This window comes from Idiomarina piscisalsi, assembly GCF_003987095.1.
Taxonomy (GTDB): Bacteria; Pseudomonadota; Gammaproteobacteria; order Enterobacterales; family Alteromonadaceae; genus Idiomarina; species Idiomarina piscisalsi.
Genome location: NZ_PIQA01000001.1, coordinates 1 through 26,212 on the forward strand (window position 1 = coordinate 1; position 26,212 = coordinate 26,212).

Here is a 26,212-nt window from a genome sequence, read left to right on the forward strand (position 1 = left end):
GAATCCAGTCTCGCCGACCATCATTTCTCTTGATCATATCCCCAGATAGTTGCGTAATGCGTCAATAAGACTAAGCTTATTAGTATCGTTGCTATAAATGGAGGGCATTACCATGGCAGACTTTGAAACCTGTATGCGAAATCCAGCAGGCACTTTTGGTGAGCCAGAAGATGTGATGAACCGCACTGATTTTAGTAAAGAGCAGAAACTTAAGATATTAAAGCAGTGGCGTTACGATGAATACGAAACCGAAGTCGCTGACCAGGAAAACATGGGTGGTGACAAACCAGACAAACTGGGCGAAATTAATAACTTAATTCTACAATTAGAAGAGTAATTTATTAAGAACGCGCGCAGCTGCGTGCGTTCTCCTCGTTTTTTACCAATACCCTCTCGACTCTTAGCCGCCACCTCGCTATAATGCTGCGTCATTTTTAAAGGTCAACGCCGTTGCCGTATCTCATTTTTATAATGATAACCAGATGCGAGTGACATTCATTGATTGAAACCGAGGTAATGAAGCAATGCAGGTTTCTGTAGAGACAACTCAAGGTTTAGAACGCCGCGTGACAATCACTGTCCCGGCAGATGCAATTGATAGCGAAGTAAAACGCTTATTAAAAGAAGAATACCGTCACCGCCGTGTGAACGGTTTCCGTAAAGGCAAAATTCCACCAAATGTTTTACAAAAAATGTTTGGTCGTGAAGCGCGTTCACGCGCAGCTTCAAGCGTCATGCAGAGCAAATATTTTGAAGCGGTAATGCAGGAAAAGTTAAATCCTGCCGGCGCACCTGCAATTGAACCTAAAGTCAATGAGCCAGGTAAAGATCTTGAATTTACTGCAACTTTTGAAGTGTACCCAGAAGTTGAAGTGAAAGACTTAGACAAAGTCAAAGTTGAAAAGCCTGCGGTTGAAGTAACTGACAAAGACGTTGATAACATGCTTGAAACGTTGCAAAAGCAACACGCAAGCTGGAAAGAAGTTAAGCGCAAGTCTAAGAAAGGTGACCGAGTCACTATGGACTTCGTTGGCTCAATCGACGGTGAAGAATTCGAAGGCGGTAAAGCTGACGACTTCGCTCTGGAATTAGGCGAAGGGCGCATGATTCCAGGCTTTGAAGACCAAATTAAAGGTATCAAAGCTGGCGAAGAAAAGACCATTGAAGTCACTTTCCCGGAAGACTACCACGCCGAAAACTTAAAAGGTAAAGACGCTCAGTTCGTTGTTACTGCTAAGAAAGTTGAAGAGCGTGAACTGCCTGAACTGAACGACGAATTCGTTGCTATGTTCGGTGTGAAAGAAGGTGGTGTAGACGCACTTAAAGAAGAAGTTCGTAAAAACATGGAACGCGAACTGAAAAATGCAGTTAAGTCTAAGGTCAAAGAGCAAGTATTGAAAGGTCTTGTTGAAACCAACGACGTTGAAATGCCAAAAGCAATGATTGATCAGGAAATTGATCAACTGCGCAAGCAGGCTGCACAGCGCTTCGGTGGTAACGCAGACCAAATGCCTGAACTTCCGGCAGAGCTGTTCGAAGAGCAGGCGAAAGAGCGTGTTAAAGTTGGCTTGTTGTTGGGCGAAGTTATTCGTTCAAATGAACTTAAAGCTGACGATGAGAAAGTGGACGAAATTATTGCTACTGCAGCATCAGCGTATGAAGATCCGCAAGAAGTTATTGAGTACTACAAGTCTAATAACGATATGATGCAGCAAGTTCGTAACTTAGCATTAGAAGAACAAGCAATCGATTTAGTTTTGGAAAAAGCGTCGGTCAAAGAGAAAAAAGCAAGCTTTGACGACATTATGAATCCAAAACAACAATAATGTCAGCGTGAGTCCTTGACGGGGCACGCTACAGCTTGGTTTAATGGCTCGTATGACCTCATACGAGCCATTTTTATTTCAGGAGCTTTATAAAACATGTCGAGCGATATTCAGGATCCTATGGCACAGCTAGTCCCTATGGTTGTCGAGCAGACATCAAAAGGGGAGCGCTCTTATGATATTTATTCGCGCTTACTAAAAGAGCGCGTTATTTTTTGTTGTGGTCAGGTAGAAGACCACATGGCTAATCTTATTGTGGCTCAGCTTTTATTCTTAGAATCTGACAACCCGGATAAAGATATTTACCTTTATATCAACTCACCCGGTGGTGTTGTAACGGCGGGTATGGCGATTTACGACACAATGCGTTTTATCAAGCCTGACGTGAGCACAGTTTGCATGGGACAAGCAGCAAGTATGGGCGCATTTTTGCTTGCTGGCGGCGCGAAAGGTAAGCGTTACTGCCTACCTAACTCTCGCGTAATGATTCACCAACCTCTTGGTGGTTTCCAGGGACAGGCATCAGACTTCGAAATTCATGCGAAGCAAATTTTGGATCTGAAAGAGCGCTTGAACCGTATGTTAGCTGAGAACACCGGGCAAGATTACGAAAAAGTGGCAAGAGATACTGATCGCGACCACTTCTTAGCAGCTGAAGAAGCTGTTGATTATGGCCTGGTTGATGGCATTTTAAGTCAACGCGGCGAAGAAGCCTAAGTTGTATTTGTGGTAGGAGAGTAGAATGACGGATAAGTCCAAAGGCGACGAAGATAAGCCGCTATATTGCACATTTTGCGGTAAAAGCCAGCATGAAGTGAAAAAGCTGATTGCCGGACCGTCTGTGTTTATTTGTGATGAATGCGTAGAGCTTTGTAACGATATTCTCAAAGAAGAAATTCATCAGCTTGCTCCGGTACCCGATCAAGAAGAGCTACCGGTACCGAAAGCGATAAGAAAGCATTTGGACGACTACGTTATTGGTCAGGACCGCGCCAAGAAAGTGTTATCGGTTGCAGTTTATAACCATTACAAACGCTTGCGTAACTCGGGCAAAGGGAAAGACCAGGTTGAATTAGGCAAGAGTAATATTTTGCTGATAGGTCCGACGGGTTCGGGTAAAACTTTCCTCGCGGAGACGTTAGCTCGTTATTTGGATGTGCCATTTACCATGGCGGATGCAACCACGCTGACAGAAGCTGGTTATGTGGGTGAAGATGTTGAAAACATCATCCAGAAGCTGCTGCAAAAATGCGACTACGACGTAGAGAAAGCTGAGCGTGGTATTGTTTACATTGACGAAATTGACAAAATTTCGCGTAAGTCTGAGAACCCGTCCATTACTCGTGACGTCAGCGGTGAGGGCGTGCAACAGGCATTGCTGAAGCTGATCGAAGGCACCGTCGCATCGGTACCACCTCAAGGCGGGCGTAAGCATCCACAACAGGAGTTTTTGCAGGTCGATACCTCAAAAATCTTGTTTATCTGTGGTGGCGCATTTGCAGGCCTAAACAAAGTTATCGAACAACGCTTGTCGACCGGAACAGGTATTGGCTTCGGTGCGGAAGTAAAAAGCAAAGAGCAGAGTAAAGAAGGTGAAATTATTGCACAGGTAGAGCCGGAAGACTTGGTTCGTTATGGCTTGATTCCTGAGTTTATTGGTCGTCTGCCAGTCGTTGCTACGCTTGATGAGCTGGACGAAGCTGCGTTGGTTGAAATACTTAAAGAGCCTAAAAACGCCTTAACGAAGCAATACGCTGCGTTGTTCGACATGGAAGACGTTGAGCTAGAATTCCGTGACGACGCACTAAGAGCGATTGCTAAGAAAGCAATGACCCGTAAAACAGGTGCTCGCGGCTTGCGTTCAATTGTTGAAAGCGTACTGCTAAGTACAATGTACGACTTGCCGTCAATTGAGGGTGTTGTCAAAGTGGTCGTCGATGAGTCGGTTATTGCTGGCGAATCTGACCCTATTCTGATTTACGCGAATCAGAAGAAGGACAAGCAAGCATCGGGCGAATAGCTTAAATTGCGTTAAAAGTAATCAAAAAAAGGGCCGTTTGGCCCTTTTTTTCTGTTAAGGATTGAACTTTAGCCGAAAGACCGCATATAACAGAGTAAACCAAGGTCGGGAGAAAAGATTAATGAGCGAAGAACGCACCGAACAATTAACGATGCCAGTTCTACCGTTGCGAGATGTAGTGGTTTACCCGCATATGGTAATTCCACTTTTTGTGGGCAGGGAGAAATCAATTCGCTGTCTGCAAGCTGCCATGGACGCAGATAAGCAGGTCTTTTTGGCTGCCCAAAAAGACGCCTCAATAGACGAGCCGGAAAAAGACGACATTTACCAGGTTGGTACTGTTGCAACCATTTTGCAGCTGCTGAAGCTGCCTGACGGTACCGTGAAGGTGCTGGTAGAAGGTAAACAGCGCGCTCAGTTAGATGAATTAAAAGACAGCGAAGAATATTTTGAAGCGAATATTCATTACCTTGCTGCTGAAGCTCTGTCCGAGAAAGAAGAAGAGGTGCTGATTCGCTCTGCACTGAATCAGTTTGAAGGATACGTCAAACTCAACAAGAAAATTCCACCGGAAGTGCTGACCTCGTTGTCCGGTATTGAAGATTTGGATCGTCTGGCTGATACCATGGCTGCGCATATGCCACTGAAGCTGGCAGAAAAGCAAGCCGTGCTTGAAATTACCGACGTGCGTGAACGCATTGAGCACCTGATGGCGCTGATGGAAGGCGAAATTGATATTCTCCAGGTGGAAAAGCGCATTCGCAGTCGCGTGAAAAAACAAATGGAGAAGAGCCAGCGTGAGTATTATTTGAATGAGCAAATGAAGGCCATTCAGAAAGAGCTGGGTGAAAGCGAAGACGGCGTTGATGAATTTGAGCAGCTACAAAAGAAAATAGACGATGCTCAGATGCCGGCGGAAGCAAAGAAGAAGACCGAAGCCGAGCTGCAGAAGCTGAAAATGATGTCACCAATGTCGGCTGAAGCCACGGTTGTGCGGGGCTATATTGACTGGATGGTGGCAGTACCATGGAAAAAGCGTTCACGCATTAAGAAAGACCTGGCCAATGCTGAAAAAATTCTCGACGCCGATCACTACGGTTTAGAGAAGGTAAAAGAGCGCATCATTGAATACCTCGCGGTGCAACAGCGCACGACCAAAGTTAAGGGTGCGATATTGTGCTTAGTCGGTCCGCCGGGCGTGGGTAAAACCTCGCTGGGTCAATCGATAGCGAAAGCGACAGGTCGTCAGTACGTTCGCATGGCCTTAGGTGGCGTCCGTGACGAAGCCGAAATTCGTGGCCATCGTCGTACATACATAGGTTCAATGCCTGGTAAGCTGATTCAGAAAATGTCGAAAGTAGGGGTTCGTAACCCGCTATTTCTACTGGACGAAATTGATAAAATGTCGGCGGATATGCGCGGTGATCCGGCTTCGGCGTTGTTGGAAGTGCTGGATCCAGAGCAAAACGTCAATTTTAACGACCATTACCTCGAAGTGGATTATGACCTGTCTGACGTGATGTTTGTCGCCACGTCAAACAGTATGAATATTCCTGCGCCGTTACTGGATCGTATGGAAGTCATTCGCTTATCAGGCTATACCGAAGACGAAAAGCTGAACATTGCTAAGCGCCATTTACTACCGAAGCAAATTGAACGTAACGGCCTTAAGAAAAAAGAAATTACCGTTGATGATAGCGCAATTATTGGGATCATTCGTTATTACACGCGTGAAGCCGGTGTTCGTAACCTTGAGCGTGAATTGTCACGTCTTTGCCGTAAAGCGGTAAAAACGATCCTGCTTGATAAATCAATAACGCACGTCGAAATTAATGGCGATAATCTAAGTGATTACTTGGGTGTGCAGCGATTTGATTATGGTAAAGCAGAAGAAGCCAACCAAGTGGGTCAAGTCACAGGACTCGCCTGGACGGAAGTGGGTGGCGACTTGCTGACCATAGAAGCAACGAATGTCGCCGGTAAAGGAAAAACCACCAGCACCGGCTCATTGGGCGATGTTATGCAGGAGTCCATTCAAACGGCTTTGACGGTTGTTCGTAGCCGTGCAGATAAGCTGGGCATTGCCGAAGACTTCCATGAGAAGCGCGATATTCATGTTCACGTGCCTGAGGGGGCAACACCGAAAGATGGGCCGAGCGCCGGTATTGCGATGGTGACCGCTATGGTGTCGTCGCTTACTGGCAAGCCAGTGCGCTCTGATGTGGCTATGACCGGTGAGATTACCTTGCGTGGTGAAGTGTTGGCTATTGGGGGCTTAAAAGAAAAACTCCTGGCAGCCCACCGTGGTGGTATTAAACACGTTTTAATACCAAAAGATAACGAGCGCGATTTGAAAGAAATCGCCGACAACGTCAAGGAAGACTTGGTTATCCAGCCGGTGAAGTGGATAGACGAAGTGCTCGATGTGGCATTGGTGAAGGATTAACCTTAGCGGTAATACTAAAGTCATATTTTGACGGTAGAATGCGGTCTGCAGGTGCGAATTTAGCCCTCAGCCCGCATTTTTTCGTTAAAAAGTGCGTAAAAAGGGTTTTCAATCTGTAAGACTGTGGTAGCCTAAGGTTCATAGCTACTTCTGAGGGGACTCTCAGAGGAGCTGGGAAAGAAATACGTTCGGTAATAAACGTGCTTGAACAATAATATCAACCTTGATATAAACGTTGTCGGCCCATTTAAAACCGAATGGAACCACGGAAACTTGATAATAACAATCTAAGGGGATGATACTGTGAACAAGTCTCAGCTTATTGACAAAATCGCGGCAGGTGCAGATATTTCTAAGGCTGCTGCTGGTCGTGCTCTGGACTCAATGATCGATGCAGTAACTGATGCTCTGAAAAAAGATGACCAAGTCGCATTAGTTGGCTTCGGTACATTTAGTGTACGTGAGCGTTCTGCTCGCACTGGTCGTAACCCACAAACTGGTGAGACTATTCAGATCGCTGCAGCTAAAGTACCTTCTTTCAAAGCAGGTAAAGCACTGAAAGACGCAGTAAACTAAGAAAGGCGCGTTAGCGCTTTTTTATTGAATTAAATAGTAACCCGGGGTTTAAAACCTCGGGTTATTTTTTATCTGAAGGGTGAGTTTTGCGACGAATCTACTTATAATGTCTCGTCGTTTTACCGGTAAATTAGGAAAGCCTTATTATGTTAGAGAGGATTCGGGAAGGTTCGCAGAGCTTTACTGCTAAAGCCATTCTGGTATTAATCATTCTAACTTTTGCTCTGGCAGGCGTTGGTGGCTATATCACCAGCGGCACAGAAGACGCTGTAGCAGAAGTTAACGGGGAAGAAATTCCTCAAAGTGCTTATGACAGAGCGTATGAAAACGAGCGTAGCCGCTTACAAGAGCAGTTCGGCGATATGTTTTCCGCTATCACTTCAGACCCCAACTACATGAGAAACGTGCGAAGTGGTGTGCTGGAGCAGCTCATTGACCAGGAGTTAATGAGACAGTATGCAGAGTCTCAGGGAATGCGTGTTGGTGCAGACCAGGTAAAAGCTGCGATTCGAGATATTCCTCAGTTCCGTACAGCCGGGCAGTTCGATAATGACGTTTACTTAATGTCATTACGCAATGCGGGGTATACGCCCGAGTCTTTTGCCAACCTAATGCAACAGGACATGACACGTAACCAACTGTTGCGTGGGCTTGCGGGCAGCGAATTCGTACTAACGCCCGAGGCTTTAGCCTTTATGCGCCTGCAAAGCCAAACGCGCTCAGGTGGCTTCCTGGTATTTAACAACGAAGACTTTGCTGACTCAGTTGAAGTGACTGACGCTGACGTGGAAAGCTTTTATCAACAAAATCAGGAGATGTTCCGTACAGAGGAGCAGCTGAGTGTTGCTTATGTTGAATTATCGTTGGCCGATGTTGAACAGTCTGTCGATATTTCTGAAGACGAAGTGCGCGAGTATTATGAACAGCGCCAACAACAGTATACGACTGAAGAAGAGCGTCGTGTTTCTCATATTTTAGTTGAGCATGATACTGAAAATGCGCAACAAAAAGCTGAAGACGCACTTCAGGAACTGGAAAATGGAGCGGACTTTGCTGAAGTTGCTGAGTCATATTCAGACGATACTTTCTCTGCTGAACAAGGTGGTGACCTTGACTGGATAGAGAGAGGCGTAATGGATGAAGACTTTGACAACGCTGCATTTGCGCTTGAGAACGTTGGTGATACTTCAGGTGTTGTTGAGACCAGCTTCGGCTACCACATTATTAAGCTGACGGACTTACGCGCAGGCTCTGTGACACCTTTTGAAGACGTCAAAGACGAAGTGGAGCAGCGGCTATTGGCTCAACAAGCGGAAGACCGTTATTTCGAGTTGCAGCAAAAGTTAGCTGAAATTTCGTTCGAACAACCCGACACGCTAGAGCCAGCAGCTGATGAGTTGGGTGTTGAGGTGAAACGTACCGGTTTATTTACTCGTGAGCGTGCGCCGACACCGCTGAGTGACGATGTTGTGCTAAACAATATTTTCTCTGAACAGCTCATTGAAGAGAAGCTGAATAGCGAGATTATAGAAACGACCGATGATCGTTCACTCGTCGTCCGCGTTACAAAGCATGAGCCAGAGCGCGTGAAAGATATGGCTGAAGTTCGTGAGCAAATTGTTGAACAACTGCGTGTTGAAAAAGCTCAGCAGCTTGCTCTGCAACAGGCACAGGAAACAGCTGAACAATGGCGAGCGGGTACAGAACCGGGCGAAGAGGTCACTTTAGTTGATAGTATTCAGCGTAATAACCGTGATTACTCAAGTACATTAGTTCAAGAGTTATTTAGCCTTGCGCCAAAAGCGAATGGTGAACCGACTTACGAGGCTGTCACATTACCTAATGGGGACGCAGCTATCGTTGCGTTAACGTCGGTAACAGCGGGTAACCCAGACGAAGCTCAAATGGACGGTTTAAAAGAGCAGTTACAAAACCGCAAGGCTCAGGTAATGCTCCAGTCATTTATTGATACGTTAAAAGCGGATGCCGACATTCGCAGAATGCGTCTTCAGTAAATAACTGCAGAGTGGTGATAAATGAATAGCCCGGCCTAGTGCCGGGCTTTTTATTGCTTAAGGTGGGTATAGTGGCGGTAAACTCGAGCTTTGTTGTTTTACGTTCATGCTACCTATTTGCTTTCTGACTTTCTGATAAAGCGTTTTACCTTCAGTCCATTTAGAGCTATTAGAGTTATAAAGAGAAGCCTGTAGCGGCTTTATTTCTTCCTCAATATTTAAACGCTTAGCAACATCAGCAAGACTATTAAAAGAACCGTCCAAATGCGTTTGAGCCCAATTAATAAGGCTCTCTTGTGCTGTTTTCGCATCGTTGTTTTTGCAGGCTTTCTGAAAGTCCTGCCATGACTTACTGCGGTTCAAATTATCTGCGCTTTCAGGCTTAACGGTTTTCTCCTGGCTTTTAACACTTTTGCGCTTAATTAGCAGGTACAAGTTAAGCAGCAACGAAATAGCTAATCCGGCGGTTAAGGCAACAATGACCCAAATAGGCACTAATGGTTTAGAGGCAACAGTATTGGTGTCCGGTTTCGCGGAGGTGTTCGCAGCTTCCTCGTTTTTAGTGTCTGGCTTGATGTCAGTCGGTGCAGCCTCTGCGATATCGCTTTGGGTCATACCGGCAGGCATGATCACGGGCAAGGTCATACTCTCCGTTTTAGCCACGGTTCGTTGCTGGGTCTTGGTGTTAAACCAGGGCAGTTTAAACTCAGGAATGACTAAATCCCCGGCTTGTTCGGGTACGAGCGCAAAACTGACGGTTTTTTGAGAAATCACCACACCATTTCGAGTAAAACTGTCGGTTTCATCGTTGTCTGGGTATACCCTGAAACTGCTCGGAAAGTCCGGAGCTATTTCTGGCAATTGCTCAGGTTTAACCCCCACAGCCGTCAGCATATAAGACAATGTAATAGGCTCTCCGGCTTTGTACTCCTCCTGCTCTGGGCTTATTGATGCTGATAAGCTGACCAACTCGCTGGGTAACCAGTGTCCGGTCCATGAGTCCGGTACGGGTAGCACATTAACGTCAATGCCTTCGGCTATTGCACTAACCGGCTGGGTGTTTGAAAAAGAGGAAAAGATTGAACGCTGCCCCTGAGTAAAGACTTCACCGTCAAAACGAGCGCCGGGTATGGTTATAGAGCCTGACTTGTTAGGCGTTATTTGATAAACGCGCTGGTAAACTTTATAACGGCGACCGTTGACCATTTGTGTGCTTTCTTCATCGCGCCCAATCTGTTGCACATCTGCGTTGTCGACTTGTGGCGGTACCAGATTACCCTTATTTAAGTCGGCAGCCAGAAACAGCCGGGCAATATAGGTAATTGGCTGCTGGAAATAGACATTGGTTGAATCGACTTGGGCTTCAATAAAGGCAATTCTCTGCTCAGTGTTGCTGTCGCTTCCCTGTTCAAGCACACGCAAATTAATTGGTTTAGACGACACTCCTTTAATAGTAATTTCCGGAATGGTGTACTCGCCGGGAGACTGTGGAATCAGTACTGTAGTAAAGCGTGTTTGTTTGCTCAGGCTACCGTTTATCATGGAGGTTTGACGGCTGACAGAAGTGCGACCGACGACAAAGTCCTGCAGCAGCTTGGACGCCTCAAATGCATTATTTGATACGTCATCGTTAACCGTGACAGTCAGCACAAAAGACTCGTTTGCGGTTACTGGGTTTCTGTCGACCGTTGCTGTTACCTCAGTGACATCAGCACTTGCGGTCATACTGAATAACATGAGTAAAACAACGAGCAAGTTTACGGCTCTTACCATTTTTTCTTCTCTCCTTGTGGCTGAGAAGCTCTACGCTGGTTGCGGCGCTGGCTTTCCAATAACATCTTATTTCTTAGCAGTATGCTTGGATCATCCGGTACACGGTTCATCCATTGGTCTAATTGACGCGCTTTTTCAGGATCAATCTCGCCTTCTTTAAACTGAGCATTTTGTTGCTCTGCTTGACCTTCAGCGTTGTCTTCTTGTTGCTTTCTTGCCTGCTCTTTCTCATTTTTTTCTTGCTGACCCGGCTCTTGTTTATTTTGCTTCTGCTGTTGTTGTGAATCTCTATTCTGGGGCTGCGACTGAGAGTTTGAGTTTTCGCCTTGCTGGTTTTGTCCTTGGTTGTTGTTTTGGTTATTACCTTGTTTATCATTCGATTGCTCAGAGTCTTTATCTGACTCTGAGTTTTCATCGCCTGACTCACCAGACTGCTCTTGTTGCTGCTTTTCTTGTAGCTTTTTCACAACGTCCAAATTTTCTTTGGCTTGCTGCCAGCCAGGTTGTTGCTCTAACGCTTGCTGGTAAGCTTCTGACGCCTGCTCGAACTGTTGTTCCTGAGCAAGCGCATTACCCCGGTTGAAGTGGGCTTCGGCCGAGTTGTCTTTGGCAAAAGAATCTGCCGCTTCAGCATACAGGCCTTGTTTGTAAAGCGCTGCGCCTTTTCGAAGCGGATCTGAACTTAGCTTGGATGCTTGCTCAAACTGTTCGTTCTGATAAAGCTGTTGGGCACGCTGCTCGTTGTTTAAAAATAGCGAACTCAGTACGCCTTCAGAGTTATTCGGTTCAGCCTCCTGAGCATAGGCCTTGGGGGTGGATAACGACATTGGGATAATGAATGCCAGTACAAGTGGTGTCAAAAGGGCGCCTTTACGCCAGCTTGCCAGTAATAAAGGCAAAATGAACAGTGCTACATAGGGACCCATATCTTTCCAGGCATCTCCCCGCTGTTGTTGCTCGTTGTCTTTACCTTCACGGCTGAGTGGTGGCAATGCGGTGAGCGCTTCGATGTCGTCGTTAGTTGATGTCGCCTGCACAAAAGCACCGTTGGTTATTTGTGCTAAGTCACTTAACCGGTCTGGAAACAGCTTCGCTATGACGACTCTACCGTTTTCTTTTACCAGGCTGCCATTTGCGTTTCGCACCGGGGCGCCGTCTTCTGTGCCGACCCCTAAAATTGATACTCTGTGTTCAATATCGCGCAAGTAGTCTGTTAAAGGCTGTAAGTCGCGGCTGCTGATACCATCTGTTAGCCAGTAAATATCGCCCTGAGGGTATCCGGCGTTTGCCAGAAGTTCGTTAGCAAGTTTCAGGGCGCGTAAAGGCTCACTCCCTTCAAGGGGCATTATTTCCGGCGACAATGAGGGTATTAAGTTAATTAAGTTTCGGTTGTCCGCGGTTAACGGGCTAATAGTAAACGCATCGTCAGCATAGGCAATTAAACCGGTGTCGCCGTCAAGGCCAGAGCGAACTAAGTCTATCGCTTTAAAGCGTAGTTGAGTCAGACGGTTGGGTGTTATATCTTCCGCTAACAATGACGGTGACATGTCCATAATAACCACCTGACCGGACTCTAACTGATAAACAGGCTGTGGCAACTTTTCCCAAGTGGGTCCGGCAAGAGCCGTACTAGCAATAATTAGCATTAATGCGAGCCGGTGAATCGGCCAGCTGGATGCTTTGCCTCCCGAGTTAACCAGCACCTTCGCTAAATGACCAGGAAGAAACTGATTCCATCCGGCTTCATGTTTATTCTGCCTGAGCAGTCGCCAGTACATAACGGCAACAGGAAGCAGAGCAACAAGCCACCAGGGGCGAATAAAATGAAAGTCGCTCATTATGACACCCTCCATGGCTTGTACCGACTCAGGGCCAGAGTGACTAAGGCAATGAAGCACAGTGAGAGTGGCCAATGGAATAAGCTGGCTCTGGGGCGAAGCTGTTGAGGATCGTCGTCCACGGGCTCCAATTCATCCAGCAAAGTATAAATATTCTCGAGCTCTTCGGTGCTTCTTGCTCGGAAATATTCACCGCCGGTTTCACGCGCTAACTTCTGCATTAAAGGTATGTCTAAGTCGCGGCTTGGATTCACGCGACGTTGACCGAAAAAGCTATCAACGACAACTTCTTCTGCGCCAACGGCAATTGGGTAAATAGTAACGTCATAACTTTTGGCGAGCTCTAGCGCTTGCTCTGGCGTCAGATTCCCCGCTGTACTTTGACCATCGGTTAATAAAATGAGTACGCGGTTGGTTTCTTCGTCTTGCTGAAAGCGCTTAACTGCCAGGGCTATTGCATCGCCAATGGCTGTTCTTTCACCAACCAGCCCAAGTACCGACTCATTCAGCATTTGTGCAATAGTCTGTCGGTCATAGGTCATTGGCGCCTGTAAATAAGCGGTGTCGCCAAATAAGATAAGCCCCAGGCGGTCGCCTTCGCGACGTGTAATAAAGTCACTAAGCACATGTTTGACCATCGACAGCCGGTCGACCGACTGGCCGTTAATTTCCATATCGGCAATTTCCATACTGCCCGACAAGTCTACTGCCAGCATCATTTCCCGACCTTCAGAGCGGGTGGCAACCGGCTCACCTAACCATTGTGGGCGAGCTGTCGCTGAAACGAGCGACACCCATGCAATGGCTAGCACTGTTAAGAAAAACCACTGGCTCTTTATGGTCTGTTGTTCACTGGACAGCCCATATAAGTTGGGCAGTCGAATAGCCGAACGGGTGTTCCTGCGAGTGGGTATTAACCACCAGACCAACGCCGGCAGTGGTAATAAAAGAAACATCCAGGGCCAGGCAAACTCAAACATTGTGCTCTCCCGGCATTTTACTCAGGTCTAACTGCAACCATTGGCAGCCAACTGCTTTGTATAGCTCACAAAATGCATTACTTGCTTGTCCGTATAGCTCACTATTAATGTCGTATTGCTGTAATTCCGCATTAAAGTGTTGCTGCGATTTTTCGCTCATACCTGAGAGTAAAAACGTGAGCCATTGTTGACCGTGCAAGTTAGAAACCGTCTGCTGTGGGTAATACGCGAGCGCCACTTGTCTAAGCAGTAGGGTGACTTGCTCTGTGGTGGCTGGCGCTAATATCTGTAATTGCCTGTAGGCCTCCCGACGAGCCCGAGCCTTTAAGCGCCGTTGAACCAGCCAATAACTAATGAACGCTACAATTGCGATGAATAATAAGACGCTACCAAGGCTCCACCAGGTCGGTGGCCACCAACTGGCATCAGCTGGCGGAACAATGTCATGTAACTGACTGAGCGATGCCTGCTGTATCATGAAATATCGCTCCACTGTACTTCAATAGGTTGTGCGCTGCTAACTGGAGTAAACAGCAGCTGCCGGTTTGCAAAACTTTTTTCAAGCGCTTGCCAGTGGCTCTGGGCCGCGTTTGCGTACGTGTCTGTCTGACGTTTATTGGTTAAGTCGATATCGACTTGTTGCTTGCCATTAGATACGGCTAAAGGCTGGATGGAATGCCCCTGAGGAAGCGACTTTTCCATCGGGTCATAAACACCATAACAACGCACCAGATTATGTTTCGATAACACTTGTAGCCCATCAATAATGGTTTTGTCGACGTTATGAAAGTCACTGATAACATGAATAATACTGCCGGGCTTAACCAGTTGGCGTAATCGCTTCAGCGATTCAGACATGGGCTCTGCGGGTGTCGAGGCCTGTTTCTGCCAGCGTGTTAAACTGTCTTTACTCACGTCAACAAGACCGTGCAATAGCCGTAATACGCCTTGCTGGCGCGCCGCAGGTTTAAATTCGTTATGAAGCCAGCCGTTGCTAATGAGTCCGCCGACACGGTCACCTTTGTGCTGCGCTTGCCAGGCAATAGCCGCAGCAAGGTGCGCAGCCTGGACCGACTTAAATACAAACTCACTGCCAAATAACTGAGACAATGACAAATCGACCCAAATGAACACGGGCTTCTCTTTTTCTTCCCGGTACAGCTTGGTATGGGCTTTACCGGTTCTTGCTGTTACGCGCCAGTCAATGGCACGAATGTCGTCGCCGGCTTGATAATGCCTCACTTCGTCAAATTCCATACCACGCCCCCGGACTTTACTGAGTAAAGGACCCGACACCGTTGTTCGCGGCAGCGTCTTTTTGTGCTTAGCAAAAGCGGCAATTTTACTGCGATAATACATTAGCTCCTGCATACCCAGCGAAATGCCGTCGGTATGCAGTTGTTTTAGCCATTGTGAAACGTCCAGTTGAGGCATTATGGCGTTGGCACCAGTTTCAGTATTGTATCGATAACTTGATCGTGCGTGACGCCGTCAGCTTCAGCCTGATAACTCAGTATAATTCGATGGCGCAATACGTTATGGCAAATGGACATAATGTCGTCCGGAGTGACAAAGTCACGACCGGCCAACCAAGCTTGAGCTCGTGCGCAGCGCTCTAATGAAATAGTGGCACGCGGGCTGGCGCCATAACCAATCCATGAAGCCAGGTTGGCGTCATAGTGCTGAGGTTGGCGAGTGGCGATAATTAACTGAACTAAATAATTTTCTACCGCGTCGTCCAGGTACACTTCCAGAACTTCTTTACGAGCATTGAATAAGTCTGCCTGCGTCAGCGGTTTTGGAGCTGGCATTTGCTCGTTTAATGCTTCACCGCGAGTAAGCCTGAGAATTTTTTGTTCGGTTTCTGCGTCAGGATAGTCCAGCTTTAGATGCATTAAGAAGCGGTCTAACTGTGCTTCTGGGAGAGGATAGGTACCTTCCTGCTCCAAAGGATTTTGTGTCGCCAACACCATAAATAAGTCAGACAGCGGATAGCTGCGTTGACCAACGGTAATCTGACGTTCAGCCATAGCCTCCAGTAGGGCAGACTGAACTTTGGCCGGAGCCCGGTTTATCTCATCCGCTAAAATCAGGTTATGGAACAAAGGGCCTTGCTGGAACTCAAAAGTCCCGGTCTCGGGGCGGTAAATATCTGTACCGGTCAAGTCAGCCGGCAGTAGGTCCGGCGTAAATTGAACGCGATGAAAGTCGCCTTCAATACCGTTTGCCAAGCTTTGTACCGCTCGGGTTTTCGCAAGCCCCGGCGGGCCTTCGACTAATAAATGCCCGTCAGCGAGTACGGCTATAAGTAAATTACGGGTAAAGTCCGGCTGTCCCAGAACTTGCTGATTCAGGTAGTCTTGTAATTGTTGAAATGCTGTCGATGACATCTTGACTCCAGGCTGTCGAATCCGGTGAAAAATGACTATGCTGTCAGTACCGTTATGCAATGACAGTAACAATGCTGTCTTTGTTCCGAATTTTCAATTGTATTGCCATACTGTACCGAAAACGAAGGTTTTAATCTGCTCTATTAAGCGCTAGAATTTGTAACATATTTTGTGGTCAGACCAGTAATGGTTGATGAAGCGAGGAAAAGTTATGTCAGAAGCACATCAAGTGCGCACAGTTAACGGCGAGCGTATCGCCTTTGTTGCGGGCTTACGAACGCCGTTTGCTAAGCAGGCAACAGAATTTCATGGCGTGCCCGCCGTTGATCTTGGCAAAATGGTCGTTCAGGAGCTGGTGAATAAAACCGGCATTGAAGGCGAATGGGTCGAGCAGCTGGTATTCGGGCAAGTGGTTCAAATGCCGGAGGCGCCAAATATTGCTCGCGAAATAGTGTTAGGAACCAGTTTACCGGTGAACACCGACGCCTACAGTGTGTCACGTGCGTGTGCAACGAGCTTTCAGTCTGCGGTTAATATTGCTGAAGCAATGATCGCCGGACATATTCGCGGTGGTATTGCCGGCGGTGCCGATTCTTCATCGGTACTGCCTATTGGTGTCAGCAAACGCTTGGGTCGTGCGTTAGTTGACTTAAATAAAGCCAAGACCTTAGGTCAGCGTTTATCCATTTTAAAACGTCTTAAGTTTAAAGATTTACTGCCAGTGCCGCCGGCCGTTGCTGAGTACTCAACCGGTTTGAGCATGGGGCAGACCGCAGAGCAAATGGCCAAAACTCACAGTATTAGTCGTGCTGACCAGGACGAGTTGACCGTACGTTCGCATAAAAAGGCACATGCTGCCTGGGAAGCAGGGTGGTTGGACAGCGAAGTCATGACAGCCTATCCGGAGCCGTATAACAAACACCTAAGCCGCGACAACAATATTCGTGGTGATAGCCAGGTCGACAAACTCTCTAAGTTGAAGCCGGTGTTTGATCGCAAACACGGCTCAGTTACAGCCGCTAACAGTACACCGTTAACCGATGGTGCCTCGGCGGTATTAATGATGACAGAAAGTCGGGCAAAAGAGTTAGGGCTACCTGTGCTGGGATATTTACGCAGCTACGCCTTTGCGGCGCTGCAGGTCGAAGAAGATATGCTGATGGGACCGTCTTACTCTACGCCAGTTGCGCTCGACAGAGCAGGCATGACGCTAAACGATCTTGATTTAATTGATATGCATGAAGCTTTTGCAGCACAAACACTAGCCAATATGAAAATGTTCGCTAGTGACAAGTTTGCGAAGGAAAAGCTAGGACGTGCCAAAGCCATTGGCGACATTGATATGGATAAATTTAACGTACTGGGCGGCTCAATTGCCTACGGGCACCCGTTTGCAGCGACAGGAACGCGTATGATCACGCAAACGCTGAACGAATTGCATCGTCGCGGTGGTGGTGTTGGTCTGACAACAGCCTGTGCCGCTGGTGGTTTAGGTGCTGCAATGATTGTGGAGACAGAATAATGAGTCAGGATAAAGCATTCACGATGGATATACGCGACGACGGTGTAGCTGTTGTCACAATTGATGTTCCGGGTGAGTCGATGAACACCTTAAAAGACTCATTTGCAGACGAGGTTGGCTCGTTGCTGAACAAGTTGGAAAGCGACAGCTCGATTAAGGGCGTTGTTTTTATCAGTGGTAAACCAGGCTCGTTCATTGCCGGGGCTGATATTAATATGATCAACGACTGCGAAACCGCTGCGGATACAGAAAGCCTGGCTCGTAAGGGGCAAGCCATGTTTGACCGTATTGAGCAGTTGGATGTGCCAGTCGTGGCCGCTATTAATGGTGCATGCCTTGGTGGTGGACTTGAGCTGGCGATGGCGTGTCATGTCCGAGTTTGTACGGATAACTCAAAGACTGTACTTGGTCTGCCGGAAGTGCAATTAGGCCTTCTTCCGGGCAGTGGCGGAACGCAGCGTCTGCCGCGTCTGGTGGGTATTCAGCAGGGCTTAACCATGATGCTAACCGGCAAGCAATTGCGCGCTAAACAAGCGAAGAAAGCGGGCTTAGTGACAGACGTTGTGCCGCAAAGTATTTTACTGGATGTAGCAGTTGAACACGCACTGAAACGTAAGCCGAAAGCCAGTAAAGCGCCTCTGAAAGGCTTTAGTAAGATTTTGGAAGGCACAAAGTTTGGCCGCGATATCATTTTCAAAAAAGCGGGTGAGCAGGCGCAGAAAAAAGCGCATGGAAATTATCCGGCTATTGATAAAATTATTCAGACGGTGCGCGAAGGTGTTGAACGAGGGCACGAAGCCGGGCTTGATAAAGAAGCGCGCAGTTTTGGCGAGCTAGCTATGACACCCGAATCGTATCAGCTGCGTCAGATATTCTTTGCAACCACTGAAATGAAGAAAGAGACCGGTGCTGATGGTGTTGAACCAGACCCAATAAAGCGCGTTGGCGTTCTTGGCGGTGGCTTGATGGGCGGTGGTATTGCCTATGTAACTGCGGCTAAAGCAAACATTCCTGCGCGCATTAAAGACATTTCTGAAGACGGTGTGCGTCATGCCCTGCATTACAGCTACGAGCGTTTAATTAAGAAAGTGAAGCGCAAGCATATGCGCCGTGCAGAGTATGAGAAAACCATGCTGATGTTAAGCGGTACGCTGGACTATAGTGGGTTCGAGCGCACCGATGTCGTTATAGAAGCGGTCTTTGAAGACTTGGATCTTAAGCAAAAAATGGTGGCTGACATTGAAGAGCACGCAAGTGAGTCGACAATTTTTGCTACCAACACCAGTTCGTTGCCTATTACCCAAATTGCGGCCAAAGCGAAGCGTCCGGAACAGGTTATTGGTCTGCATTACTTCTCTCCAGTCGACAAAATGCCGTTGGCAGAAATTATTACCCACGAGGGGACCTCTGATAAAACCATTGCGACCACGGTGGCATTGGCGAAAAAACAAGGTAAGACGCCTATTGTGGTAAAAGACGGTGCGGGTTTTTACGTAAACCGTATTCTGGCGCCTTATATGAATGAGGCTGCGCGCCTGATGCTTGCTGGCGAGCCTATTGAAAAACTGGATAAAACCTTAGTTAAGTTCGGCTTCCCAGTCGGGCCCATGACTCTTTTAGATGAAGTGGGTATTGATGTCGCGGCAAAAGTGGCACCTATTTTGGTTAATGAATTGGGCGACAGATTCGAAGCGCCGCAAGCCTTCGAAAAGCTGATTGATGACGACCGTAAAGGTAAGAAGAACCAAAAGGGTTTCTATAAGTACGGTAAAGGCGTTAAAGGTAAGCCGGTTGATACATCAGTTTATTCGCTATTGGGTGTTGATCCTAACGAGAGTAAATCAGCAGAAGATATCGTCGATATTTGTTTGCTACCGATGTTGAATGAAGCTGTTTACTGCTTGCAAGAAGGCATTATTCGTAGCCCGCGTGACGGCGACATAGGCGCTATTTTCGGTATTGGTTTCCCGCCATTCTTAGGTGGACCGTTCCGTTATATGGACAGCCAGGGGATTGGTAGCATTGTCGCTAAACTGGAAGCTTTAGCGTCAGAGCGAGGCGAGCGCTACACACCAGCACCATTGCTAAAAGAAATGGCTAAAAACGGCGAGCGCTTTTACTCTTAAGTGTTTAAACGTCAACCACGTCTGCTGTATGTTGCTTGATAAATTCAATAAAACTATCAGCAGGCATTGGTTTCGCGTAATAAAAGCCTTGGATGTATTCGCATTCAAGGCTTTTTAATTGCTCAAGCTGAGCTTCAGATTCAACCCCTTCTGCAATGACTTTCAGACCCAGGTTATGAGCCATACCAATAATCGACGCAACCATACTGCGGTCTTTTGAGCTTATCGTGATGTCATCGATAAAGGCTTTGTCTATTTTTAAGCTGTCCATAGGGAAGCGCTTAAGGTAAGCCAGTGACGAATAACCCGTTCCGAAGTCATCAAGAGCCAGTTTAACGCCCATATCGGATAGATTTTCCATCATAATAATCGCGCGTTCAGGGTCACTCATGACCATGCCTTCGGTTATTTCAAACTCAACGTGGCGTGGGGGCAATGACTCCTGGCGCAATATACTTTCTATCTGCAAAGCCAGTCCAGATTGCATAAACTGACGAGCTGACAGGTTAATAGCAATGGTTTTGGGCGCTCCCGGGTACTGCATAAAGACCTTCATATCTTGACATGACTGGCGCAGTACTTGTTCGCCAAGCTCAATAATCAGGCCTGTTTCTTCAGCCAGAGGAATAAAGTCAGCTGGACTTATCTGAGAGCCATCATCACTTTTTATTCTTGCCAGCGACTCTATACCGGCAATGTGCCCGGTATGAACCTCAATCTTTGGTTGATAGTAAACTTCAACGTCATTATTTTTCAAAGCTGCACGCAGTTGGTTTTCCAGTTTCAGCCGTTGCACAGCATTTTCGTTCATCGACTGACTGAAAAATTGATAGCAGTTTCCACCGCGCTGCTTGGCGTGGTACATGGCCATATCGGCCTTTTGCAGGAGCTCTTGCGAGGTAATGCCGTCGTGTGGGAACAGAACAATACCAATGGAACTACCAATAACAATATCTTGATTATTAACGGAGTAGGGCTCAGCGATGGTTCTGTTTATCTTGTGCGCTAAGTCACCGATAAGGTGCAAGTCGGTGCTGTCTTCAATCAGCAAGCCGAACTCGTCACCGCCTAACCGATACAGCGTATCCTGACGTCGGCTAATCTCCATCAGTCGTTCTGCAACTAGACACAGTAAGTCATCGCCAAGCTCATGACCAAGAGAGTCGTTGACCTTTTTAAAGTCGTCTAAGTCAAATAGTAACAGGGTGTGAGAGACTTTCTTACGCACTAGGTTTGAGTGGCTCACCTGAAAATAAGAGCGGTTTGGCAGTCCGGTTAAGGTATCCGTATTGGAAAGGCGTCTTAGCTCGCTTTCGGTGCGCTGGCGCTCCGTAATATCAGAAAAGCTGGCGACGATGAAAGATAACGCACCTTCGTCATCATGAACGGCATCCAGGGTAAGCTCCATTAAAAATTCACTACCGTCAGCTTTAATGTCGGTTAATTCCCCGCGCCAGGTACCTTCCTTTATGACCGTGCGTTTAATCTGGTTGGTAAACTCTTCTGAATAAAGATCAAGGTGAAAGCTTTTTCCCAAAGCTTGCTTACGGGGATAACCTAAAATGCGTTCAAAAGCCTTATTGACCTCCACCTTTTTGAAAAATCGATCAAAAATACAAATACCATCGGAAATGTTGGTAATAGAAGCTGCCAGCATATCAATTCGGTCTTGCGAGCTAACTAAGCTGCTAACGTCGCAGAGCGTGCCATGCATGATATTGACACCGTTCTGCTTCTCGATTCTGCCCTGATCCAATACCCAAAGCCAGGCGCCGTTATTGTTTATTCGATAGGAACACTCGTAATATTCCGTTTGCCCATTGATATGGTTATCTATTGCCTCTTGTAAGCGGTTAACGTCACCTGGGTGAATATTTGACGAAGTGCTTTCCGGTGACTTAAGGCGACGACCATCGACCGGAAACGCAGGACAGTCTGGCCAAATATATTGCCTCAATAGTTCACCTGTAGAGAGGTTCCATTGCCAATACTGGCTGCGACTGAACTGAAGCGCTTTTGCCTGACCATTTAGTGACGTAGCGAGGTTCGTTAATTGCTTTAACTTAAAACGATAGAGGACAATGGTAATGCCAAGAGCGAGTAAAGCGACAATGCTATACCCGAAAATTGCGTAGGGAGTTGTCCAAAAAGGACGAGTGATGCTATAGCTTGCTTCGTTCTGAGCGTACCAGTTTTCACCATCTAAAGAGGCTTGTACAGTAAGTTGATAGGTGCCAGGAAATGGCTGGTTCAGTTGTAATGGCAGTTCGCTATGTTGAATGTAAGACCATGCAGTTTGATTCTTATCGAGCTTGTAGCGATAGGTGAGTGTGTTACCGACTCTGGAAAATGGTAACGAAAACCAAGCTTCTGCCGCACTGCCCGAAGGCTTAATATCTATGGCAAGGGAGGCGTTTTTTAGCGGCAGCGCCGGGTTTATTTTTTTTCTTTCAGATATTTCAGAAAACGGATTAATGGCATAAGCATTGTTTTCTGAATGTAGCCACAATGTCTCGCCTAAACGAGTGAGCCAAAATGAATCATTTAAGTTTAGGCCGTAGTCAAGGCGTTGCCATTCGCTTTCCACCGTATTGTATTTATACAGCTGGTGTGTTTTCGTCAACAAGAATATATCGTCAGAGTAGGCTTCGATATCAGCAACGTTTTCAATGCTTACCGGCGACTCTGCGATAGTTATAATTTCTTTTTTTATAAAGTCGTAATTAACCATTCCCAAGTCAGACTGTATCCAGTACTGATGGTCGCTTGTCTGAGTATAGCTACCCGTTCTCTTTAACGACTCTGGTAAATGAGATTTGATACTATCAGGCAAATGGTTAGGGACAGTGTAGTGTTTTAATATCCCTGGCGCATAAGAATTTGGTATTTCGACGAGCCCATTCGACGAGGTTGCCAGAAACAGGTCACCGTTATTAGAAAACTCAATTTTCCCCGTGGCTGGGCTTTGCGTTAATTGCGTTAACTGTTTGTTACTGTAACTGTAGAGCCCTTGTTCGGTGGCTATGAATAATTGGTTGTCGTGCCTTTCAATATCGGTAACGACCGCTTTTAGCTCATTAATTGGTTGTGGGGTTTGAACGCTGCGAAGCTCATTATTAAGTAACCTCAACCCGCTATTGGTCGCTAGCCAAAATGCGCTTTCAAACCATGTTATTGCTTTAACTTCAGAGGCATTTATAGTGTCCGATATGGGGTTGCTCTTTGTTACTGAGAAAACGTTATCGGAGTAACCATCCCATACATAGATACCTCCGGAGCCGCTGCTCAACCAAAACCAGCCACCGTGAAACTCAATAAAGTGGATATTCGTTACTGGTTGCCCGTTATAGTTAAGCGCTTTTTCTTTAAAGTGCTGAGTTTGCGGATTGAATGTAAGCAGGCTCTCAGAGGTTCCGATAAATAACAGGCCATCCTGTCCTTTAGTGAAGCTGTTCACTTTGAAAGCAGTTGTGTCATGCTTTGGAAAAAGGGTTGAAGTCCATTCACCGTTTTTTTGAAGACGCCATAAACGATGATCTGTAGTCGTCCATAAAGAATTGCCAATAGTTAATAGGGTGCCTGAACCGGCATGGTTAACTGCATCGATATTCAGGCTATTGATATTGTCTAGGTCAACACCGTCGTACCGGGCTAAACCCTTGGCGGTTGATAGCCATAGAAAGCCTTGAGGACCTATTTCGATGTCGCGAATATAATTGCTGGGTAGACCATTGGCAGATGACAGGAATCTAACGCCCTCTGGTTGAAGGTCCAGCGTAGGGGTAGGTTGAGCCATTAGCTGACTCGTGAATGAAAGCAAAAAGAATACTGCGGCGTTGGCCCACGCCCTCGTATACAAAGTAAATGTCACAGAGTACCCAGTAGGCCGCTAAAACGGCTCTTTTGTTAATATGCTGTTAAGTTATCGGTTTGATAACCCGCTGTCAAAGCCTATTTTACTTGGCTTGCTAGCTTGTTTGAAGCCTCAGCCAACCTGAATTTTGTGACAATTTTTGTCGTATGTCAGTCAGCCAGTCGGTTAATTGATAATTATCAAGTGCGTCCAGTAATCTGAGCTGGCGGTTAAATGACGTGTCGCCCAATTGAATAGCACCCCATAAGCGTTGACTCTTAACTCGAAGGCTTCTGTCGCGCGTGCGTATTTGTTGTTGAAGAACCGCCTTGGTGTGGTGCCATACTTTCAGCGTGGTTGTATCTAGTCGACTGAATAGCTTTTCAAGGCTATCTGAAACTTCGTCAAATAAGGTGTCGGTTGGTGCACTATTGGATTGAACAAAAAATAAAATGCCGGGTAGACGCTGAACAGGAAAGTATTGACTACCCGCGGCATAACCTAACTGTTTCTCGGTGCGGATATCATGAAAGAACGCTTGATGTACTAACTGCTGAAGTAACATATAGCAAATTTGCTCTCGCTCACTGTCATTATTGCCTTGCTGATAAAGTAAAATAGCGTTATCAGGATGAGAGCAGGGAACCTCAAGTTCTTGGTTAGAAAATTCGCTGACTTTTTTAACCGAATCTCTGTCTTTTTGTGCCGGGCGCTCAGTGGGCAAGTTTGCTTGAATAAGTTCAGCAAGTTCGTGGGCTTGACGCGTTTGCCAGTCTCCGTGCATAAAGGCTTTTATATACACTGGTTCGAACATTCTCTCTAATGCTTGAGTAAACTCGCGAAAAGATAAGGTAGAGAGCTGGTTGGCAAGCTCGGGCAGCCTAAAAAGTCCAGGTTGTAATTGCTGATTGAGCTCTGCGAAAAGCTTGTTTAATGGTTGATTTTGATGCGCAGATTGCCAGTTGGCAACTAGGGTTTGCTTTATATCTCGGAAACGACGGTGCGCAAATTTAAGCACTAAAGCGCGTTTCATTAAATGTGACATTAACGGAAGTTGCCCCTCTGACAATCCCGTTGTGTGAATAACAATACCTTGCTGAGTCGGGTAAATATTAAAATGCAGCCCCGCAACTTCAGCGTCATAAAGATCATCGTTTAAGGCGTCTATAATGAGTTCAGACCAAAGCCGGGCAATTGCGAAGTAATAAGCTGAGCTGGTTACTGCAGGTAATTTCAATGCTAAATAAATATGTCCCTTAGGTACGCGGAACTCGGTATCTTGCAAGTGCCACAGCTCCATCAAATCGGAACTTGAAATGCATTCCGGCAGTAACGTCTCGTTTTCTAGTGGTTGCGGGTGTAACCGATCATTTATAAAACGGTTGCGCTCGGGCAGTTTGGCTATGAACTCTTCGGGCGTTTGACTAAGCTTCGTTAATTGCGATTCAGTGAGTTTCTCTACGCTGTATTGAGTATCGTAAATAGGGGCTTCCCGATCGGTTTTGACATCAGGAGCGATTAACGTAATACGACTGTGTTTTGGCGTCATTAACGTCAGTAATTTTTCAGCGTAAGCATTATTAAGCTCATCCATTCGATAGTCACCGTAAATGGTATCTTCCGAACTATAATGAAAAGCGTTGATGCTTAATTGGCTGGCTAATTCACCCACGGGCGTTGGTTCCTGATAAAGAAAGCTTAACTCAGACGTAATTTTTCTTTCTTGATAACGCCAGTCTTCTATTCCCTCGGTTTTCACCTTTCGCAAGTAAGCAAAAACCCATTGCAGCATGGTGTCGATATTTTTTCGGCCCGACAGGGTTAGCTGAATGTTGACATTAAAGTCTTTAAAGTTGCTGCCGCTAATTCCGCCGCCAGCAGATAAAGAGTTTATCCACCCTTTGTCGCGTAAGCAGTTAAATAAACTGCCGGGACCTTCGTACCCGACGATATGCGCAATAAAACTGGTGGTTTTGTTTCGGTAATCCTGGTCAATGCCCGGTAACGGAAAGGTGAGAATAAGGCGGTAGGCACCTTTTAATGGTTTTACTTGAATGAAAAGGCCTTTTTGTTCCTCAGTATACAGAGGTTCAGTTATGGCCGTTTTGGGTTGTGCATGATTTTGAAAGTCAGAAAAATGACGAGTCGCGATAGCCTTTAGTTCAGTCAACGATTGTGGACCGGCAAGTACCAGCTGCATTCGATTTGCGCTGAAATGAGACTCATAAAAGCGCTTAAGCTTCTGTTGTAAAGTACCGTGCTCATCATCTTTTAAGGTATTTAAGTTTCCAACAGAGAACAGAGAAAAGGGATGAGCCTGATTAGCCGTCACTTTATGAACCTGATACAGGCGACGTAACTCATCTTTTTGTTTTAAACGAAACTCTGACTCAATGGACTGTTTTTCTTTTTGAATCCACTTATCGGTAAAAAGAGGCTCTTTTAAAATTGATGCAAAACGCTCAAATGCGGCTTCAAGTGCGTTTGCATTACAGTCAAAGTGGAAATTAGTAAACTCGGTGCCTGTCCAAGCGTTGTGCTGACCACCATGAGCGCTAAGAAAATCATTGAAGGCGTTGGGTTCAGGATAAGACTGACTACCCATGAAAAACATGTGCTCTAAAAAGTGAGCGAGACCTTGGGTATGCGGCGGATCGTCAAAGTGACCTGCACTGACGGCTATGGAGCCTGCCGCTTTCACGCTATCAGGGCAATGGACTAACAGCACTTTAAGTTGGTTATCTAAAACCAAGTGCTGATAGTCACGCTTGTCACTGGGACTTCGGACAACACGGACGAGCTCATCAGTCTTTGAGGAGTTCGCCATAATGTTCCTTAGTTCATATT

The 26,212-nt window shown here is 46.5% G+C and carries 17 protein-coding genes; 9 read left to right on the forward strand and 8 right to left on the reverse strand.

Annotated features, from left to right (window positions below; all coding sequences use genetic code 11):
* Positions 1-112: 112 nt before the first annotated feature.
* From CWI73_RS00005 to CWI73_RS00035, 7 genes are all read left to right on the forward strand, one after another.
* Positions 113-337 (forward strand): hypothetical protein, encoded by a 225-nt coding sequence (locus CWI73_RS00005; protein ID WP_126750979.1) that lies wholly within the window; start codon positions 113-115, stop codon positions 335-337.
* Between the two features lie 187 nt (positions 338-524).
* Positions 525-1,826: a trigger factor gene (gene tig, locus CWI73_RS00010; RefSeq protein ID WP_126750980.1), complete on the forward strand. Its 1,302-nt coding sequence runs from the start codon at positions 525-527 to the stop codon at positions 1,824-1,826.
* Between the two features lie 96 nt (positions 1,827-1,922).
* Positions 1,923-2,543, forward strand: coding sequence for an ATP-dependent Clp endopeptidase proteolytic subunit ClpP (gene clpP / locus CWI73_RS00015; RefSeq protein WP_053952848.1), 621 nt, complete (start codon positions 1,923-1,925; stop codon positions 2,541-2,543).
* 25 nt (positions 2,544-2,568) lie between these two features.
* Positions 2,569-3,846 (forward strand): ATP-dependent protease ATP-binding subunit ClpX, encoded by a 1,278-nt coding sequence (gene clpX / locus CWI73_RS00020; protein WP_126750981.1) that lies wholly within the window; start codon positions 2,569-2,571, stop codon positions 3,844-3,846.
* 121 nt (positions 3,847-3,967) lie between these two features.
* Positions 3,968-6,292, forward strand: coding sequence for an endopeptidase La (gene lon, locus CWI73_RS00025; protein ID WP_100690472.1), 2,325 nt, complete (start codon positions 3,968-3,970; stop codon positions 6,290-6,292).
* Positions 6,293-6,595: 303 nt separating this feature from the next.
* Positions 6,596-6,868 carry a nucleoid-associated protein HU-beta gene (hupB, locus tag CWI73_RS00030; protein ID WP_011234253.1) on the forward strand — a complete coding sequence of 91 codons (273 nt, stop codon included), beginning with the start codon at positions 6,596-6,598 and terminating at the stop codon, positions 6,866-6,868.
* Positions 6,869-7,014: 146 nt separating this feature from the next.
* Complete coding sequence (locus CWI73_RS00035) at positions 7,015-8,883, forward strand: SurA N-terminal domain-containing protein (protein ID WP_126750982.1); 1,869 nt, start codon at positions 7,015-7,017, stop codon at positions 8,881-8,883.
* Positions 8,884-8,940: 57 nt separating this feature from the next.
* Here the strand turns inward: CWI73_RS00035 and CWI73_RS00040 are convergent, their stop codons facing one another.
* From CWI73_RS00040 to CWI73_RS00065, 6 genes are read right to left on the reverse strand one after another with little or no spacing between them, the layout of a single operon-like run.
* Complete coding sequence (locus CWI73_RS00040) at positions 8,941-10,656, reverse strand: BatD family protein (protein WP_126750983.1); 1,716 nt, start codon at positions 10,654-10,656, stop codon at positions 8,941-8,943.
* Positions 10,650-12,494 (reverse strand): vWA domain-containing protein, encoded by a 1,845-nt coding sequence (locus CWI73_RS00045; protein ID WP_126750984.1) that lies wholly within the window; start codon positions 12,492-12,494, stop codon positions 10,650-10,652. The genes CWI73_RS00040 and CWI73_RS00045 overlap by 7 nt, the downstream gene beginning before the upstream one ends.
* Positions 12,494-13,474 carry a vWA domain-containing protein gene (locus tag CWI73_RS00050; protein ID WP_126750985.1) on the reverse strand — a complete coding sequence of 327 codons (981 nt, stop codon included), beginning with the start codon at positions 13,472-13,474 and terminating at the stop codon, positions 12,494-12,496. Before CWI73_RS00050 ends, CWI73_RS00045 begins: the two co-directional genes overlap by 1 nt.
* Complete coding sequence (locus CWI73_RS00055) at positions 13,467-13,952, reverse strand: DUF4381 domain-containing protein (RefSeq protein ID WP_126750986.1); 486 nt, start codon at positions 13,950-13,952, stop codon at positions 13,467-13,469. The genes CWI73_RS00050 and CWI73_RS00055 overlap by 8 nt, the downstream gene beginning before the upstream one ends.
* The gene (locus CWI73_RS00060; protein WP_126750987.1) at positions 13,949-14,908 is read right to left on the reverse strand and encodes a DUF58 domain-containing protein; all 960 of its coding nucleotides are present in this window, start codon (positions 14,906-14,908) and stop codon (positions 13,949-13,951) included. The genes CWI73_RS00055 and CWI73_RS00060 overlap by 4 nt, the downstream gene beginning before the upstream one ends.
* Positions 14,908-15,864 (reverse strand): AAA family ATPase, encoded by a 957-nt coding sequence (locus tag CWI73_RS00065; protein ID WP_126750988.1) that lies wholly within the window; start codon positions 15,862-15,864, stop codon positions 14,908-14,910. The genes CWI73_RS00060 and CWI73_RS00065 overlap by 1 nt, the downstream gene beginning before the upstream one ends.
* A gap of 211 nt (positions 15,865-16,075) precedes the next feature.
* On the opposite strand from CWI73_RS00065, the gene fadI reads away from it, so the two are divergent.
* On the forward strand, positions 16,076-17,386 hold the full coding sequence (fadI, locus tag CWI73_RS00070; RefSeq protein ID WP_126750989.1) for an acetyl-CoA C-acyltransferase FadI: 1,311 nt from the start codon (positions 16,076-16,078) through the stop codon (positions 17,384-17,386).
* Positions 17,386-19,512, forward strand: coding sequence for a fatty acid oxidation complex subunit alpha FadJ (fadJ, locus tag CWI73_RS00075; RefSeq protein ID WP_126750990.1), 2,127 nt, complete (start codon positions 17,386-17,388; stop codon positions 19,510-19,512). The genes fadI and fadJ overlap by 1 nt, the downstream gene beginning before the upstream one ends.
* Before the next feature lie 4 nt (positions 19,513-19,516).
* Here fadJ and CWI73_RS00080 read toward each other — a convergent pair whose 3' ends face one another.
* Both CWI73_RS00080 and CWI73_RS00085 read right to left on the reverse strand, forming a co-directional pair.
* Complete coding sequence (locus CWI73_RS00080; RefSeq protein ID WP_126750991.1) at positions 19,517-23,308, reverse strand: EAL domain-containing protein; 3,792 nt, start codon at positions 23,306-23,308, stop codon at positions 19,517-19,519.
* Positions 23,309-23,480: 172 nt separating this feature from the next.
* Complete coding sequence (locus CWI73_RS00085; protein WP_126750992.1) at positions 23,481-26,192, reverse strand: insulinase family protein; 2,712 nt, start codon at positions 26,190-26,192, stop codon at positions 23,481-23,483.
* Positions 26,193-26,212 lie beyond the last annotated feature (20 nt).